Here is a 16,188-nt window from a genome sequence, read left to right as displayed (position 1 = left end):
TGGCCGGACCCGGCGCACGCGTCGGTGTCGGGTGACTGGAAGAATCGCCTTCCGTGAAGACGTTCGAGGAGTTGTTCGCCGAGCTGCAGGCCAAGGCCGCCGCCGGCACCCCGGGCTCGGGCACGGTCGTCGCCCTGCAGAAGGGGGTGCACTTCGTCGGCAAGAAGGTCGTCGAGGAGGCGGCCGAGTCGTGGATGGCCGCCGAGCACGAGGGGCCGGAGCGGACCGCCGAGGAGATCTCGCAGCTGCTCTACCAGGTCCAGGTGCTGATGCTCGCCAGCGGTCTCGAGCTCAAGGACGTCTACCGACATCTGTGAGTGCGCCCCGTCGTTGATCTCGTCCGATCGAAGGAGCACTCCGTCATGCTGCGTGTCGCCGTACCCAACAAGGGCGCCCTGGCCGAGAAGGCCGCCCAGATGCTGCGCGAGGCGGGCTACCGCCAGCGCACCGACGCCAAGGACCTCGTCTGCCGCGACGAGCCCAACGACATCGAGTTCTTCTACCTGCGCCCGAAGGACATCGCCACCTACGTCGGCTCCGGTGACCTGGACGTCGGGATCACCGGCCGGGACCTGTTGATCGACTCCGGTGCGCCCGCCGAGGAGGTGGTGGACCTCGACTTCGGCCGGGCCACCTTCCGCTTCGCGGCCCGTCCCGAGGACGTCGACGACGTCCGGGAGTTGGGCGGGCACCGGATCGCCACCGCGTACCCGGGGTTGGTCGAGCGGCACCTCGCCGAGCTGGGCGTCAAGGCCGACGTGATCCGCCTCGACGGCGCGGTGGAGAACGCCATCCGGCTCGGGGTGGCCGACGTGGTCGCCGACGTGGTGGAGACCGGCACGACGCTGCGCCAGGCCGGCCTGGTGGTCTTCGGCGAGCCGCTGCTGCGCTCCTCGGCGGTGCTGGTCCGGCGCACCGACGCGCCGGTGCACCCGCAGTCCGCGCAGCTGCTGCGCCGGCTGCACGGGGTGCTGGTGGCCCGCCGCTACGTCATGCTCGCCTACGACGTGCCGGCCGGGCTGCTCGACCGGGCCAGCTCGCTCACCCCGGGGATCGAGTCGCCGACGGTCTCCCCGCTGCACCGGGAGGGCTGGGTCGCGGTGCAGGCGATGGTGCTCAGCGACGACGTGCACCGGATCATGGACGAGCTGTACGACCTGGGCGCCCGCGCCATCCTGGTCACCAACATCCACGCCTGCCGGCTCTGACGTCCACGCCTGCCGGCTGGGCGTGACCGCCTGCCGGCTGCGCGTGACCGACTCCATGTCGCCGATGTGGCGGTGTCCGGGGCCGCCGGATGCCGCCACATCGCCGCAACGGAGTCGATCGAGCCCGGGGCCGACCGATCGAGCCCGGGGCCGACCGATCGAGCCCGGCTGCCGCCTGCGGAGGGCAGGTGGACGTCGTGGCGGCGGGCCGGTGGCGCGGGACGGATGGCAGACTGGTGGGGTGAGCGATTCCGAGCTGATCCGCCTGAAGCCCCGTCGTGTCCGGGTGGTGTGCTGGGCCTCGGCCATCGCGCTGGTGGTGGTCTTCGGCCTGGTGGCCACCTCGCTGTCCGGTCCCACGGGCAACGGCTACGGCACCTTCCAGCGCGGCGACCAGTTCGCCATGGTCGGGCTGGGCGTCTTCGGGGCGCTGGCCGTCCTGCTCTTCACCCGCCCCCGCGTCGAGGCGGACGCCCGGGGGGTGCGGGTCCGCAACGTGATCGGCTCGTACGAGCTGCCCTGGGAGGTCGTCCGGGGTGTCCGTTTCGACCGGGGCGCGCCCTGGGCCAGCCTGGAGCTGCACGACGACGACCTGCTGCCGATGGTCGCCCTCCAGGCCGCTGACAAGGAGTTCGCGGTCGAGGGCGTCCGGGCGTTGCGCCGGCTGCACCAGGCCCACCTGGCCACCCTGGCCGGCGGCGCCGGCCCTCGCTGAGCCGCAGGATCTGCGGCACCGGCCCGCTCGGCCGTCCGTAGGCGCCGCGCCGACCTGCGGCACCGCCGCCGCGGCGGATCCGCGGGCGGCCAGCTCAGGGGCGCACCCGCGCTGACCTGCGGGCCCGGTTTGGGGGTGGCTGGGGTCAGGGTGTAGTGTTGCCGAGTCGACCAGACTGCCCCCGTTGCGACGTGCGGGCGGTCTTGAAGCGGAGCGCCTGCTCCCACCCGAGTCGCCCCCAGTAGGTGGCCGGGTCCGGTCCCCGGTTCCGGGCACGTCCCGGCTCCGGATGCGCGATCATGTGATCGTGCCGACCGGTCGAGCGGGCCCTGGCATGTGCCGGGGCCTTCTGCTTTCCGGGCGGCCCCCACCCGGGGGCCCGCGGGGTCGCCACACGCAGGAAACTCGACTCGAGGAGGCCCCATCAGCGTCGAACCACGCGTGAACGAGCAGATCCGGGCACGTGAGGTCCGACTGGTCGGCCCTGAGGGTGAGCAGGTGGGCATCGTCCCGCTGGAGCGCGCCCTGCAGCTGGCCGCGGACGTCGACCTGGACCTGGTCGAGGTTGCGCCGATGGCGCGCCCGCCGGTGTGCAAGCTCATGGACTTCGGCAAGTTCAAGTACGAGAGCGCACTGAAGGCGCGCGAAGCGCGGCGTAACCAGCAGCAGACCGTCATCAAGGAGATGAAGCTCCGGCCGAAGATCGACCCGCACGACTACGAGACCAAGAAGGGTCACGTGGTGCGGTTCCTCAAGGCCGGCGACAAGGTCAAGGTCACGATCATGTTCCGCGGTCGCGAGCAGAGCCGCCCGGAGCTGGGTTACCGGCTCCTGCGTCGACTCGAGTCCGAGATCACGGACCTGGGTTACGTCGAGGCCGCTCCGAAGCAGGACGGTCGAAACATGATCATGGTTCTCGCTCCGCACCGGGCCGTGAAGGCCTCCGCGGTCGCCGCCACGGCGTCGCGCGGCGCACCCCGGGAACGGGCCGCGGAGGAGTCCGCCGCCCCGGCAGGTGGCGAGACCCCGGCGGCCGGCGAGACCGCAGCAGCCGGTGAGACCGGCACGACCGCTGACACCAGCGGCCAGTAACAGGGGAGAGACGTTCCACATGCCGAAGATGAAGAGCCACACGGGTATGGGCAAGCGGGTCAAGGTGACCGGCAAGGGCAAGATCGTCGCCCAGCAGGCCGGCCTCCGCCACAACCTGGAGAAGAAGCCCTCCACCCAGACCCGCCGGCTGACCGGCACGGTCGAGCTGGCCAAGGCTGACGTCAAGCGCATCAAGAAGCTGCTCGGCCGCTGACGCGCGCCACCTGAACCGAAGAAGGAGTTGAGATGGCACGCGTCAAGCGGGCTGTGAACGCCCAGAAGAAGCGTCGTACCCTGCTGGAGACCGCGAGTGGCTACCGCGGTCAGCGCTCCCGGCTGTACCGCAAGGCCAAGGAGCAGGTGCTGCACTCGATGCAGTACGCCTACCGGGACCGTCGCGACCGCAAGGGCGACTTCCGGCAGCTCTGGATCCAGCGGATCAACGCCGGTGCTCGCGCCAACGGCATGACCTACAACCGCCTCATCCAGGGCCTGCGCCTGGCCGGCATCGAGGTCGACCGCAAGATCCTGGCCGACCTGGCCGTCAACGACGCCGCGGCGTTCGCCGCGATCGTCGAGCTGGCCCGCGCCGCCGTGGCGGCCGAGGGCACCGGTGGCGCCGCGTCCCAGGCCGCCTGATCCACCCGCAGCAGATCGAGGCGTCTCCCATGCAGTCACCATCGCGCGGGAGGCGCCTCGACGCTGTCCCGGGACCGTTCACCCCGCGTACCCCCAGGGTGGTCGCCGCCCGCCGGCTCCAGCGCCGCCGGGACCGCGACGCCACCGGCCGGTTCCTGGCCGAAGGGCCGCAGGCGGTCCGCGAGGCCCTGGCCCGCGCCGGGACGGTCACCGAACTCTTCGGCACGCCGGTCGCGCTCGACCGGTACGCCGACCTCGCGGCTGCCGCCGCCCGCGCCGACGTGGCAGTCTCCGAGGTCACCGACGAGGCCTTGGCAGCGCTCGCCGAGACCGTCGCCCCGCAAGGCCTGGTCGCCGTCTGCCGCCACCTCGACGTGCCGCTCGACCGTGCGCTGGCCGCCCGGCCGAAGCTGGTCGCGGTGCTCGCCGAGATCCGCGACCCCGGCAACGCCGGTACCGTACTGCGTACCGCCGATGCGGCCGGCGCGGGTGCGGTGGTCTTCGCCGGCGAAGCCGTCGACCCGTACAACGGCAAGTGCGTGCGGGCCTCCGCCGGCAGCCTCTTCCACGTCGACGTGGTCCGCGCCGCCGACCCGCGGGACGTGCTCGTCGCGTTGCGGGCCGCCGGGCTCACCGTTCTGGCCACGACCGGGTACGGCGACAGCGACCTCGACGACCTCGCCGACGCCGGCCGGCTGGCCGCCCCCACCGCCTGGCTGTTCGGCTCCGAGGCGCACGGCCTGCCCGAGGAGTTGACCGCCGCTGCCGACGCCCGGGTCCGGGTGCCGCTGCACGGGCGCGCCGAGAGCCTCAACCTGGCTGCGGCCGCGGCCGTCTGCCTGTACGCTTCAGCCAGAGCACTGCGCTGACCGTGTCACGCAGTCAGAGAGCACAGGGGAGTCGTCCGCATGCTGAACGCAGCACAGCGTTCGTTTAGCCAGCCCGCCGGTGTCGGCGGGCGGCGGGCCTGACCTTCCTCCTGCGCGTACCTCCCACCGGCGGGCTGCGGCACAGCCGCGCGTCCGTAGACTCGCCTAGCCGCCCGTGAGGGCCGGCGCCGCCGTGAGGGAGTGCCCGTACGCCATGAGCTACCGCAACGATCCGTACGACCCGAAGCAGGTCGCCCTGCTGGACCCGGCCGCCCTGGCCGAGGCCGTCGCCGACGCCGGGAAGGCGTTCGCCGGCGCCACCGACCCCGACGCGCTGACCGCGTTGCGCCCCGCCCACCTCGGCGACCGCTCACCGGTCTCGCTGGCCCGCCGGGAGATCGGCGCGCTGCCGCCGGCCGCGAAGTCCGACGCGGGCAAGCGGGTCAACGAGGCCCGCCGGGCGATCGAGTCCGCGTACGTCGCCCGTGCCGAGATCCTGGAGCGCGAGCAGGCCGCCCGGGTGCTGGTCGAGGAGCGGGTCGACGTGACCCTGCCGTACGACCGGCGCCCCCGGGGTGCCCGCCACCCGCTGAGCACCCTGATGGAGCAGATCAGCGACCTGTTCGTCGGGATGGGCTACGAGGTGGCCGAGGGTCCCGAGGTCGAGCTGGAGTGGACCAACTTCGACGCGCTGAACATCCCCGCCGACCATCCGGCCCGCGGGCTGATGGACACCTTCCACATCGCACCCGCCGAGGGCTCAGCCGCGACGTCGGGCGGCCCTGTGGGGTCGGGCCTCGTTCTCCGGACCCACACCTCGCCGGTGCAGGCGCGCACCATGCTCAGCCGCAAGCCCCCGATCTACGTGGTCTGCCCCGGTCGGGTCTACCGCACCGACGAGCTGGACGCCACCCACGCGCCGGTCTTCCACCAGGTCGAGGGCCTGGTGGTGGACAAGGGCATCACCATGGCCCACCTGCGCGGCACCCTGGACCACTTCGCCCGGGCGATGTTCGGCGAGGGCGCGAAGACCCGCTTCCGCCCGCACTACTTCCCGTTCACCGAGCCGTCGGCCGAGTTCGACGTCTGGTTCCCGGAGCACCGGGACGGCCCGCGCTGGGTCGAGTGGGGCGGCTGCGGCATGGTCAACCCGCGGGTGCTGCGCGCCTGCGGCATCGACCCGGAGGTCTACTCCGGATTCGCGTTCGGCATGGGCATCGACCGGACCGTGATGTTCCGGCACGGGGTCAGCGACATGCGGGACATGGCCGAGGGCGACGTGCGGTTCACCCGCGCGTTCGGGATCGGTGCGTAGGGCGATGCGGGTACGAGTCACGGGAACGGTGGTCTGAAGTCATGCGAGTTTCTGTCAGTTGGCTGCGGGAGTACGTCGACCTCCCCGCCGACCTGCCCACCGGCGACCTCGAGCAGGCCCTGGTCGACCTCGGCATCGAGGTCGACTCCATCGTGGACCTGCGCACCACCGTCACCGGCGCGCTGGTGGTCGGTGAGGTGCTCGACATCGAGGAGCTGACCGGCTTCAAGAAGCCGATCCGGTTCTGCCGGGTGGACGTCGGCACCGCGAACGGCACCGGCGAGCCGCAGGAGATCGTCTGCGGGGCGCGCAACTTCGCCCAGGGCGACAAGGTGGTGGTGATCCTCCCCGGCGGCGTGCTGCCCGGGAACTTCGCCATCGGCGCGCGCAAGACCTACGGGCGCAACTCCGCCGGCATGATCTGCTCCGCCAAGGAGTTGGGTCTGGGCGACGACCACTCCGGCATCATCGTGCTGCCGGCCGACAGCCCGACCAAGCCGGGTGACGACGCACGGCCCGTCGTGGGGCTCGACGACGTCGTGGTCGAGCTGGAGATCACCCCGGACCGGGGGTACGCGCTGAGCGTGCGCGGCCTGGCCCGCGAGCTGGCGCACGCGCTCGGCGTGCCGTTCCGGGACCCCGCGCTGGCGCCCGCGCCGGGCGGCACCGCCGAGCCGGCGTACCCGGTCGAGGTGCGCGACCCGGTCGGCTGCGACCGGTTCGCCGCCCGGATGGTGCGCGGTGTCGACCCGACCGCGGCGACGCCCGGCTGGATGCAGCAGCGGCTCACCGTCGCCGGCATCCGCAGCATCTCGCTGCCGGTCGACATCACCAACTACGTGATGCTCGAGCTGGGCCAGCCGATGCACGCCTTCGACGCCGAGCGGATCAGCGGCCCGCTGGTGGTCCGCCGCGCCGAGGCGGGGGAGAAGCTGACCACCCTGGACGGTGTCGCCCGGACCCTCGCCGCCGAGGACATGGTCATCTGCGACGACGCCGGCCCGATCTCGCTCGCCGCGGTGATGGGCGGCGAGACCAGCGAGGTCGTCGCCGGCACCACGGACGTGCTCTTCGAGGCCGCCCACTGGGACCCGGTGATGGTCGGGCGCACCGCTCGCCGGCACAAGCTGTTCAGCGAGGCGGCGAAGCGCTGGGAGCGGGGCGTCGACCCGGCGCTGCCGCTGGTCGCCCTGGAACGGGCGGTCCAACTGCTCACCGCGCACGCCGGTGGCACCGTCGGCGCGGCGATTCTCGACATCGACCACGTCCGGCCGATGTCGCCGGTCACTCTTCCGGTCGACCTGCCGGCCCGGCGGGTCGGCGTGGCGTACTCGCCACAGCGGGTGGTCGCCCTGCTGGAGCAGGTCGGTTGCACCGTGGTGCAGGGTACCGACCGGCTGGCCGAGGACCCGGGCGAGGTGGGTGTCGCGGTGGGCGGCGGCGACGTGCTCAGCGTGACCCCGCCGAGCTGGCGGCCCGACCTGACCGATCCGGCCGACCTGGTCGAGGAGGTGGTCCGCCTCGACGGGTACGACCGGGTGCCGTCGGTGCTGCCGACCACACCGCCCGGGCGGGGCCTGACCTGGCAGCAGCGCCGCCGCCGGGCGGTGGCCCGATCGCTCGCCGAGCGCGGTCTGGTCGAGGTGGTCGCCCACCCGTTCACCTCGCCGGAACTCGCCGACCAGCTCGGCCTGCCCGCCGACGACCCGCGCCGCCCGGCGGTACGCCTGGCCAACCCGCTGTCCGAGGAGGAGCCGCTGCTGCGCACCACGCTGCTCGGCTCGCTGCTCGGCATCCTCCGGCGCAACCTCGGCCGCGGTCACCGCGACCTGGCGCTGTACGAGATCGGCACGGTCTTCCACCCGCGTCCCGGTGCCGGCCGTCCGCCCGCCATGGGTGTCGACCGGCGGCCCACCGACGCCGAGTTCGCCGCGGCCGACGCGGCGGTGCCGCACCAGCCCCGGCACGTCGCCGTCGTCCTCACCGGCGATCTCGACCCGGCCGGTTGGTGGGGCGCGGGCCGGGCCGCCGGTTGGGCGGACGCGATCGAGGCCGGCCGGGCCGTGCTGGCCGCCGCCGACATCCCGGCCGACCGGGTCGAGGTGCGGGCCGCCGAGCACGCCCCCTGGCACCCCGGCCGATGCGCCGCGCTGCTGGTCGACGGCGACGTCGTCGGGTACGCCGGTGAACTGCACCCGGCGGTCGTGGCGACCCTGGAGCTGCCGAAGCGGACCAGCGCCATGGAGCTGGACCTGGACGCGTTGCCGCCGGCCCCGGTGGCGCCCGCGCCGACCGTGTCGACCTTCCCGCCCGCGCTGATCGACGTGGCGTTGGTGCTGGACGCCTCGGTGCCCGCCGCCGAGGTGCGCCGGGCCCTCGTCGAGGGGGCCGGCGAGCTGCTGGAGAGCGTCCGCCTCTTCGACGTGTACGCCTCCGAACAGCTCGGTGCGGGCCGGCGGTCGCTGGCGTACAAGCTCGCCTTCCGGGCCCCGGACCGGACGCTGACCGTCGAGGAGGCGGTGGCGGCCCGGGACGCGGCGGTGGCCGTGGCGGCGGAGCGTTTCGGCGCGACCCTGCGCGGCGCCTGAGCGGTGCCGATCCTCGGCTGGCTGGCGGTGGCCGGCGCGTTCGCGCCGGTCGTCGTCGGGCTGCTCTGGGCGCGTCGGCGCCTGCTGCTGGTCTCCGTGGTGGGCCGGAGCATGGAGCCGACGCTGCGTGCCGGCGACCGGGTGCTGGCCCGCCGGGTGCCGTTGGCCCGGGTACGCGCCGGCGACGTGGTCGTGGTCCGCGCGCCGGCGGCGATGACGGCCGGTCGCCCCGGCCTGCCCGGCGAAGGGCCGGGGCTGCTCATCAAACGGGCGCACGCGGTGCCGGGCGACCCGGTGCCGGTGCAGCGGGTGCCGTTGCTGCGCCGGCGAGGCGAGGCGGTGGTACCGGCGGGCCAACTGGTCGTGCTGGGGGACAACCCGCCGTTCAGCTACGACTCCCGCGAGTGCGGCTACATCGCGGGCTCGGACGTGCTCGGCGTGGTGGTCCGGCCACGCCGGCTCGCGCGCTGACCGAGGGCGTGCCGCGCGGCCGCAGCCGCGCGGCACGCCGGAGCCGGCCTCAGCAGAGGCTGGTCATCGTGGTCGCGCCCGCGCTGCAGTAGTACCCGCAGGTCCCGCAGCTCGCCTTGCACGTCGGCGTGATGTAGCACCGCTTGAAGTAGCAGGTGCCGCACAACGCGCACCACGGGTCCGGCGGACAGCCGGCCGCCGCGGTCACCTTCGGCACGAACACGCCGAGCATCCGCTCGCCCAGGCTCTCGAGTCGACGAAACATTCGTTCACCTCCTCCCGTCATTCGATGAGCGGACGCTACGGCGGGGCCGCACACCGGCACCTACAGTCGGCCGGTCCGCGATGTACGTCCGATGTATCCGCCACCCCTAGCGTGGGCCTCCCGATCCGCGAGGAGGCGTACCGGATGCGACACCTGGAGCTGACCGCCCGCCTGCTGCTGGCGCTGGTCTTCCTCGCCGCGGTCGTCGGCAAGCTGCGCACCCGGTCCGACTTCGCCGACTTCGTCGCCACGGTGGGCCGCTTCGGTGTGCCCGCCCGGTGGACCCGCCCGGTCGCCCGGGCGGCGGTGGCCGCGGAGGCGGCGGTGGTCGTCCTGCTCGTGACGCCGGGCGCCGCACCGGCCGGGTCGGCGCTCGCCGTGGCCCTGCTCGGGGTGCTCACCGCCGCGCTGGTGGCCGCGTTGCGCCGCGGTGAGCGGCCGGCCTGCCGCTGCTTCGGTGCCGGCGACACCCCGATCGGCCGACGACACGTGCTGCGCAACCTGGCGCTCGGCGCGGTGGCGCTGCTCGGGCTGGCCGCCGGCCTGAACGGTGGCGGCGGGTCACCGTCGTCGTCGGCGGCGGTGCTGCTCGCCGCCGGGGTGGCGCTGCCACTGGCCGCCGTGGTGGTCCGCCTCGACGACCTCGTCGCCCTCTTCGCCCCCGCGCCGTCCCGGCCGACCCGCCCCGCCGGGCGACCCTGACCCCACCCCTACCGAAGGAGCCGTCCATGGCGCTGCTGACCGCCGCCGTCGTCCTCGTCGCCGCTCTCGGCCTGCTCAATTTGGTGCTGCTGCTCGGCGTGATCCGCCGGCTGCGGGAGCACACCGAACTGCTCAACGAGCGTCAGTCCGCACCCCCGGAGGTGATGCTGGAGGTCGGCGCGATCCCCGGCGACTTCGTCTCCACCACCGTGGACGGCCGGGTCCGCACCCGTGCCGACATCCCGCCGATGACCCTGGTGGCGTTCCTCTCCCCGGGCTGCGACCACTGCGAGGAGCAGCTGCCGGAGCTGCAGCAGCGGGCTGCGGAGATGCCCGGCGGCCCGGAGCACGTCTGGGTCGTCGTGGTCGGCAAGGGTCCCGAGACCCAGGAGTACGCCGACCGGTTCGCCGCGCTGGCCACGGTCTTCGTCGAACCCGGCACCGGACCGCTGCCGAAGGCGTTCGCGATCAAGGGTTTCCCGGCCTTCGGCCTGCTGGACCAGCAGGGGGTCGTGGCGTCCACGGCGTTCGGCATCGCCCGCCTGGACCTCCCGGTGGCGCGGTGACCGCACCGCGCCTCACCGCCCGTCGGGCCGCCCGGCACGCCCGGGTGGCCCTCGGGCTCACCTGGCGGGCGGCGCCCGCGGGCACGGGCGTCGACCTGCTGCTCGCCGTCCTGGCCGGCGCGACCCCGGTGGTCGTGGCCGGGCTGACCAAGCTCGTCCTGGACCGGCTCACCGGCCGGGGCGGCCCGGCCGTGCCGGTGGTGCTGCTCGGGGTGGGGCTGGCCGTCGCCGCCGCCGTCGCGGCGGTCCTGCCGCACCTGCGCAGGTACGTCGAGGACGAGCGCAGCCGGGCGGTCACCCGCCTGGTGCGCCGACGCCTGCACGACGCGGTGTCCCGCCTGGTGGGGCTGGTCCGGCTCGAGGATCCGGTCTTCCAGGACCGGTTGCAGGCCGCGCAGCAGACCGGGCACCTCGGGCCGACCCAGCTCACCGGCAACGCGCTCGGCGCGGTGCAGAGCGTCATCGCGATCGCCGGCTTCCTCGGCGTGCTGCTGGCCCTGAGCCCGGTCATCGGGCTGCTCGTGCTGGTGGCGGCGCTGCCCACGCTCTGGATCCAGCTGCGCCTCAACCGGGCCCGGATGGCGATGGTGCTGCGGCTGGAGCACTTCCAGCGGCGCGACCTGTTCTTCGCCCACCTGTTGACCGGGGTGCCGGCCGCCAAGGAGGTGCGCCTCTTCGGCCTCGGCCGGTTCTTCGGCGACCGGATGCTCGACGAGCTGCACGGCATGCACCGGGTGGAGAGTCGGCTGGATCGCCGGGAGATGCGGGCACAGGCGCTGCTGGGTCTGCTCGGCGCCGGGGTGGCCGGCGTCGGTGTGGTGTGGACCGTCAACGCGGCCGCCGCCGGGCGGCTCAGCCTGGGCGACGTCGCCGTCTACCTGGCGGCCGTGCCGGGCGTGCAGGGCGCCCTGGGCGCCCTGGTCGGCCAGGTCGGCGCCATCCACCAAGCGCTGCTGCTCTTCGACCACTACGACCAGGTGGTACGCGCCGAGCCCGACCTGCCGGTACCCGCCACGCCCCGCCCGGTGCCGCCCCTGCGGCGCGGGATCGAGCTGCGTGACGTCTGGTTCCGGTACTCGCCCGAGCATCCCTGGGTGCTGCGCGGGGTCGACCTGTACCTGCCGCACGGTGCGACCACGGCGCTGGTCGGCCTCAACGGCGCCGGGAAGAGCACACTGGTCAAGCTGCTGTGCCGGTTCTACGACCCGGAGCGTGGCGCGATCCTCTGGGACGGTGTGGACCTGCGCGAGTTCGACCCGCAGGCGTTGCGGGAGCGGCTCGGCGCGGTGTTCCAGGACTTCGTGCCGTACGACCTGACCGCCGGCGAGAACATCGCCGTCGGTGACCTGTCGGCGCTCGGGGACTCCGACCGGCTGCGACAGGCCGCCCGGCACGCCGGTGTCGACGACACCCTGACCGCCCTGCCGCGTGGCTATGACACCCTGTTGACCAGGGTGTTCTTCGACGGACCGGACCGGGACGACCCGCAGGCGGGGGTGGTCCTGTCCGGCGGCCAGTGGCAGCGGGTCGCGCTGGCCCGGGGGTTCCTGCGCGCCGAGGTGGACCTGCTCGTCCTCGACGAACCGAGTTCGGGCCTCGACGCCGAGGCCGAGCACGACCTGCACACCCGACTGCGGGAGCTGCGGCGGGGCCGGACCAGCCTGCTCATCTCGCACCGGCTCAACGCCGTCCGCGAGGCGGACGCCATCGTGGTGCTCGCCGACGGCCGGGTGACCGAGCGCGGCGACCACCACGGGCTGCTCGCCGCCGCCGGTGACTACGCCCGGCTGTTCAACCTCCAGGCGCACGGCTACCGGGAGGACACCCCGTCGCCGGTGTGACCGTCGCGCCGCCCGTCAGGTCACGGTCGCTTCGGCGGCGGCCAGTTCGGCGGCGTAGAGCCGGACCAGCTCGCCGAGGAGGAAACGGCCCCGCCCGACCGGCTCGGCGAGCTGCGCCGCCACCAGCCGGTCCAGCGCCCGGGCCGCCTCCTCCCGCGGCACGCCGGTCAGCGCGGCCGCCTGGTCGGCGGTGACCGGCCCCGGGCGGGTCCGGCCGAGCAGCCGGAACACCGGGGCCGCCGACCCGAGCAGCTGGTAGCTGGCGGTGAGCCGGGGCCGCAGCCCGGTCTCGGCGAGCCGGAAACGCTCGTCGCGCAGCAGCCGGGCCAGCCGCGCCATGGACCAGTGCGACCCCTCCGCCAGCCGGCGGGCGGCGGTCCGCAGGGCCAGCGGCAACCCTTCGCAGAGGGTGACGACCGCGACGGCGGCCTCCGGCTCCTCGTCCACCTGACGGTCGCCGACGGTCGCCCGCAACAGGGCGAGCCCGTCCTCCTGCGGCAGCGGTTCCAGCCGGATGCGGCCGGCCACGTCGAGCACCGGCGTCCGGCTGGTCACCACCAGCGCGCACCCGCCGCGTACCGGCAGCAGCTCCTCCACCTGGGCCGGATCGGTGGCGTTGTCGAGCACCAGGAGCACCCGGCGGTCGAACAGCAGGGACCGGACCCGGGCGCGCGCCTCCGCCAGGCTGGTGGCGGGCCCGGCCGAGGGGTCCAGGGACCGGAGCACCCGGTCGGCCACCTGCAGCGGCGGGAGCCGCGCGCCGGCGACCGAGCCACCCAGGTCCAGGTGGAGCTGCCCGTCGGGGAAGGCGTCGACGGTCTCGGCCGCGGCCCTGAGCGCGAGGGCGGACTTGCCGGCGCCGGCCATGCCGTACACGGACAGTGTCATCGGCCGTCGCCCGGCGCGGGTCAGCCCGGTGGTGAGCCGGGTCAGCTCCGCCCGCCGGCCGACGAAGGGCAGTGCGGCGCAGGGCAGCTCATGGGGTACGGGCGCGAGGCGGACCGGTTGCGGGCCGCGCGGCGACCGGCCGGGTACGCGCAGGGCGGTCCGGTCCGGCGGGCCCTCGCCCCGGCGGACGGTGCGGTAGAGCGTGGTCAGCTCGGGCCCGGGCGGCACGCCCAGCTCACCGGCGAGCGCCCGGCAGGCGGCCCGGTAGGTCTGCAGGGCGGCGGCCCGGTCGCCGGCCCGGTGCTGCACCCGCATCAGCAGACTCCAGGCCGACTCGCGCAGCGGGTACTCCGCCACGTGTCGCCGGAGCAGGCCGGTCAGCGCGGATGAGCCGGGATCGCCCAGGTCCAGCCGGGCCTGGGCGTACGTCTCGCGCACCTCGGCCCGCCGCTCGCGCAGCCGGTCGAAGGTGGCTGCGGTGATCGGGCCGTACGCGGGTGGCGGCTCGGTGGGCGACCACAGTGCCAGGGCCTGCTCGCACCGGGCGGCGGCGAGGTCCGCCGCGCCGTGGGCCCGCGCCGCCTGCCCCTCGTCGGCCAGCCGTTCGAACTCCGCGGCGTCCAGCTCACCCGGCTCGACCCGGAGCAGGTAGCCGCCGCACTCGGCGCGTAAGCGCACCGGCTCGCCGGGCGAGGTGAGCAGGTGCCGTAACTGGCTGACGTGACTGCGCAGGTTCGCCACCGCCGACGCGGGTGGGTGAGCGCCCCACAACTCCTGGCACAGTCGCTCGACGGGCACCGCCGACCCGGCGTGCAGGAGGAGAGTGACCAGCGCGGCGGTGGGACGACCGGCGGGCAGTCTCAGCGTCCGGCCGTCCCGGTACACGCGTACCGGACCGAGGATCTCGTAGGCCAGGCCCATGTGCCCCCCGTGGTCGTCATCGACCCCACACCTCCGCCAGGGAATCATAGCAATCGATGCAAACGCACGGTGGCGGAAGTTGCACGGACCGTACGACGGGTGGGTTCGAGCCGGCGGAGAGGGCGTGCCACCGGCCGCCGTCTCGCGCGCCGACGGTGTCGTCGTGCGCGTTCATCGCCGAGGCGCCGAATCGGTACCCCTCGCCCCCGCGGCTACTCCGGTTCCACCTCGCCGCAGCGCGCGAGCGACGCCAGGTCAGGGACGGTGATCCGCCGGTAGTCCGTCTCGACCAGGCCGTCGGTGCGCAGCTCGCGGAGCGCCTTCTGCACGGAGGTCTCGGCCGCCCCGCAGATCGTGGCCAGCTCCGGTTGCGTCAGCCGTACGTCGATGACGATGCCGTGCCTGTCCTGCCGGCCATGTGATCGGCACAGCTCCGCGATCACCCGGGCCACCCGGATCTTCACCGGGTACGAGGTGAAGTCGATGCGTCGCCGGTTCGACCAACGCAGCCGGTCCGAGACCATGGCCGCGAGTTCGAGCGCGGCGTCCGGGTGCCGGGCGAGGAAGGTCTTGAAGTGGTCCGGCGAGATGACGCTGTAGCGGGTCGGGCCGCAGGTGGTGATGGTCGCCGAGCGGGGGCGGTCGTTGAGCGCCGACATCTCGCCCACCAGGTCGCCACCGACCCGCAGGGCCAGCAGAGCGGTGCGGCCGTCGGGAAGTGTGGCGGTGACCTTGGTCAGGCCCTCCTCCAGCAGGACCAGGTGGGACTCGCGGACGCCCTCGTGGATCACGATCTGCCCGGCCGGCACCCGCCGCCGGACGCCCAGCTCCAACAACGCCGCGCGCACCGAGGGGGCCAGCCGTTGCAGGAAGGTCCCGTACGGCCACTCCACGGCGGGTCGGGCACGTTCTCGCCGCATCGGCACCCTCACTCTTCTCCACCAACGAAGGCCGTCGAAGCGTAGCCGGTCCCACGCGGAGCGCAACGCCCCGAAGCGGGCCAGGGCCGTCGTCACGAGTTGGACGACCAGCAGAGCCAGGATCGTCAGTGGCTCCACCCCCACCGTCAGGAGCAGGTCGATCACCGCCGTTCGCATGGCTTCAGCGCAGCCTGAGCGGGCGTCCCCGACACCTGATCAGGATGGGATGACCGGTGCCCGACAGTTTCGGCCGATGCCCTACTTCTACGGGTTCTCGACCCGTCGATGTCGCTTCGATGTCCCCTGCGGTGTCCGTACGTACGGCGGGCTTGGTGACGAAGGGTGGCAAGACGATGCGACATCCCGAGCGGCGACTCCTGGTGGCCGTGGACATGGAGCGGTACAGCCGGCGCAGCAATCTCCAGCAGTACGAGGCGCAGCAGGACTTCAAGCAGTTGCTGAAGAAGGCGGCGCGGGACGTCGGGCTGGACCGCGTCACCTGGACGACCCAGCAGGCGGGAGACGGCGAACTGGCGATCCTGCCCAGGGATGTTCCCGAGGCGCGAGTCATCGGCCGCTTCGTACCCGAGCTGGACCGCCGGTTGAGGCACCACAACAGCAGCCGCCTCCCGGCTGCCCGGGTCCGCCTCCGGGTGGCGATCCACCAGGGAATGGTCCACCTCGACGGTGCGAACGGCTTTCCGGGCAACGCGGTCGTGCACGTCTGCCGGCTCTGTGAGGCCGACCCCGTGCGGAAGGCACTGGCGGACTTCCCCGGCGCCGGGGTCGCGCTGGTGGTCTCCACGGAGATCTACCGAGACGTCGTCACCGAGTATCCGGAGGAGATGCGTCCGGAGAGATTCCGCCGTGTCGAGATCGCCCACCCGGACAAGGACTTCCGGGAGCACGCCTGGCTCTGCGTCGTCGACGAGGACATCTCGTCCTGGGAGCCGTCGCAGACTTCGCCGGCGGACGGGCCGCGCACCCGCCACACCGCCGAGGAAGGGGCGAGGGGCGGACGACGATCGCCTGCGGCGCCAGCCGAGGGAGCCACGTCGACCGGGACGCACATCAGCACCGGCGACATCCAGGTCCGTGGTCAGAACGCGATCGGACCGAATGCGACGGCGATCGGCTCGGTCGGCCGCGATGTCAGCCTCGGTGGCGACGGCGGTGGCCGATGACCGG

17 protein-coding genes are annotated in these 16,188 nt (G+C 73.7%); 14 read left to right on the top strand and 3 right to left on the bottom strand.

From position 1 onward, the window contains the following. Positions 1-53 precede the first annotated feature (53 nt). From GA0070560_RS23215 to GA0070560_RS23170, 10 genes are all read left to right on the top strand, one after another. Positions 54-317: a phosphoribosyl-ATP diphosphatase gene (locus tag GA0070560_RS23215; protein ID WP_091301416.1), complete on the top strand. Its 264-nt coding sequence runs from the start codon at positions 54-56 to the stop codon at positions 315-317. Positions 318-362: 45 nt separating this feature from the next. Continuing rightward, positions 363-1,208 carry an ATP phosphoribosyltransferase gene (hisG, locus tag GA0070560_RS23210; protein WP_091301414.1) on the top strand — a complete coding sequence of 282 codons (846 nt, stop codon included), beginning with the start codon at positions 363-365 and terminating at the stop codon, positions 1,206-1,208. A 241-nt stretch (positions 1,209-1,449) separates the two neighbouring features. Beyond that, positions 1,450-1,923, top strand: coding sequence for a PH domain-containing protein (locus GA0070560_RS23205; protein WP_091301412.1), 474 nt, complete (start codon positions 1,450-1,452; stop codon positions 1,921-1,923). Between the two features lie 441 nt (positions 1,924-2,364). Next, entirely contained in the window at positions 2,365-3,015 is a 651-nt protein-coding gene (gene infC, locus GA0070560_RS23200) for a translation initiation factor IF-3 (RefSeq protein ID WP_091301410.1), read from the top strand. Between the two features lie 19 nt (positions 3,016-3,034). Next, positions 3,035-3,229 carry a 50S ribosomal protein L35 gene (gene rpmI, locus GA0070560_RS23195; RefSeq protein ID WP_026267805.1) on the top strand — a complete coding sequence of 65 codons (195 nt, stop codon included), beginning with the start codon at positions 3,035-3,037 and terminating at the stop codon, positions 3,227-3,229. 32 nt (positions 3,230-3,261) lie between these two features. Then, on the top strand, positions 3,262-3,654 hold the full coding sequence (gene rplT, locus GA0070560_RS23190; protein WP_091301408.1) for a 50S ribosomal protein L20: 393 nt from the start codon (positions 3,262-3,264) through the stop codon (positions 3,652-3,654). Between the two features lie 29 nt (positions 3,655-3,683). Continuing rightward, entirely contained in the window at positions 3,684-4,523 is an 840-nt protein-coding gene (locus GA0070560_RS23185; protein ID WP_091301406.1) for a TrmH family RNA methyltransferase, read from the top strand. A 214-nt stretch (positions 4,524-4,737) separates the two neighbouring features. Continuing rightward, complete coding sequence (gene pheS, locus GA0070560_RS23180; RefSeq protein ID WP_091301404.1) at positions 4,738-5,838, top strand: phenylalanine--tRNA ligase subunit alpha; 1,101 nt, start codon at positions 4,738-4,740, stop codon at positions 5,836-5,838. Positions 5,839-5,879: 41 nt separating this feature from the next. Then, complete coding sequence (pheT, locus tag GA0070560_RS23175; RefSeq protein WP_091301402.1) at positions 5,880-8,426, top strand: phenylalanine--tRNA ligase subunit beta; 2,547 nt, start codon at positions 5,880-5,882, stop codon at positions 8,424-8,426. 3 nt (positions 8,427-8,429) lie between these two features. Beyond that, a complete protein-coding gene (locus GA0070560_RS23170; protein ID WP_245675672.1) occupies positions 8,430-8,897 on the top strand; it encodes a S26 family signal peptidase in 468 nt (155 codons plus the stop codon). Between the two features lie 49 nt (positions 8,898-8,946). Here GA0070560_RS23170 and GA0070560_RS23165 read toward each other — a convergent pair whose 3' ends face one another. Next, positions 8,947-9,162, bottom strand: coding sequence for a hypothetical protein (locus GA0070560_RS23165; RefSeq protein ID WP_091301401.1), 216 nt, complete (start codon positions 9,160-9,162; stop codon positions 8,947-8,949). Positions 9,163-9,273: 111 nt separating this feature from the next. Between GA0070560_RS23165 and GA0070560_RS23160 the strand changes: the two genes are divergently transcribed. Genes GA0070560_RS23160 through GA0070560_RS23150 form a run of 3 tightly spaced genes read left to right on the top strand, consistent with a single transcriptional unit; the run spans position 9,274 to position 12,271 of the window. Next, entirely contained in the window at positions 9,274-9,864 is a 591-nt protein-coding gene (locus GA0070560_RS23160; protein WP_170839541.1) for a MauE/DoxX family redox-associated membrane protein, read from the top strand. Between the two features lie 26 nt (positions 9,865-9,890). Then, positions 9,891-10,430 carry a TlpA family protein disulfide reductase gene (locus GA0070560_RS23155; RefSeq protein WP_091301397.1) on the top strand — a complete coding sequence of 180 codons (540 nt, stop codon included), beginning with the start codon at positions 9,891-9,893 and terminating at the stop codon, positions 10,428-10,430. Beyond that, a complete protein-coding gene (locus tag GA0070560_RS23150; protein WP_091301394.1) occupies positions 10,427-12,271 on the top strand; it encodes an ABC transporter ATP-binding protein in 1,845 nt (614 codons plus the stop codon). The genes GA0070560_RS23155 and GA0070560_RS23150 overlap by 4 nt, the downstream gene beginning before the upstream one ends. 15 nt (positions 12,272-12,286) lie before the next feature. Here the strand turns inward: GA0070560_RS23150 and GA0070560_RS23145 are convergent, their stop codons facing one another. Beyond that, positions 12,287-14,080, bottom strand: a complete 1,794-nt coding sequence (locus GA0070560_RS23145; protein ID WP_170839540.1) for an AfsR/SARP family transcriptional regulator — start codon at positions 14,078-14,080, stop codon at positions 12,287-12,289. A 212-nt stretch (positions 14,081-14,292) separates the two neighbouring features. Next, positions 14,293-15,177, bottom strand: a complete 885-nt coding sequence (locus tag GA0070560_RS23140) for a Crp/Fnr family transcriptional regulator (protein WP_245675671.1) — start codon at positions 15,175-15,177, stop codon at positions 14,293-14,295. A 176-nt stretch (positions 15,178-15,353) separates the two neighbouring features. Between GA0070560_RS23140 and GA0070560_RS23135 the strand changes: the two genes are divergently transcribed. Beyond that, positions 15,354-16,184, top strand: coding sequence for a hypothetical protein (locus tag GA0070560_RS23135; protein WP_091301391.1), 831 nt, complete (start codon positions 15,354-15,356; stop codon positions 16,182-16,184). Positions 16,185-16,188 lie beyond the last annotated feature (4 nt).

This window comes from Micromonospora halophytica, from assembly GCF_900090245.1.
In the GTDB taxonomy this organism is placed as follows: domain Bacteria; phylum Actinomycetota; class Actinomycetes; order Mycobacteriales; family Micromonosporaceae; genus Micromonospora; species Micromonospora halophytica.
This window is presented reverse-complemented; position numbering and strand designations above follow the sequence as displayed.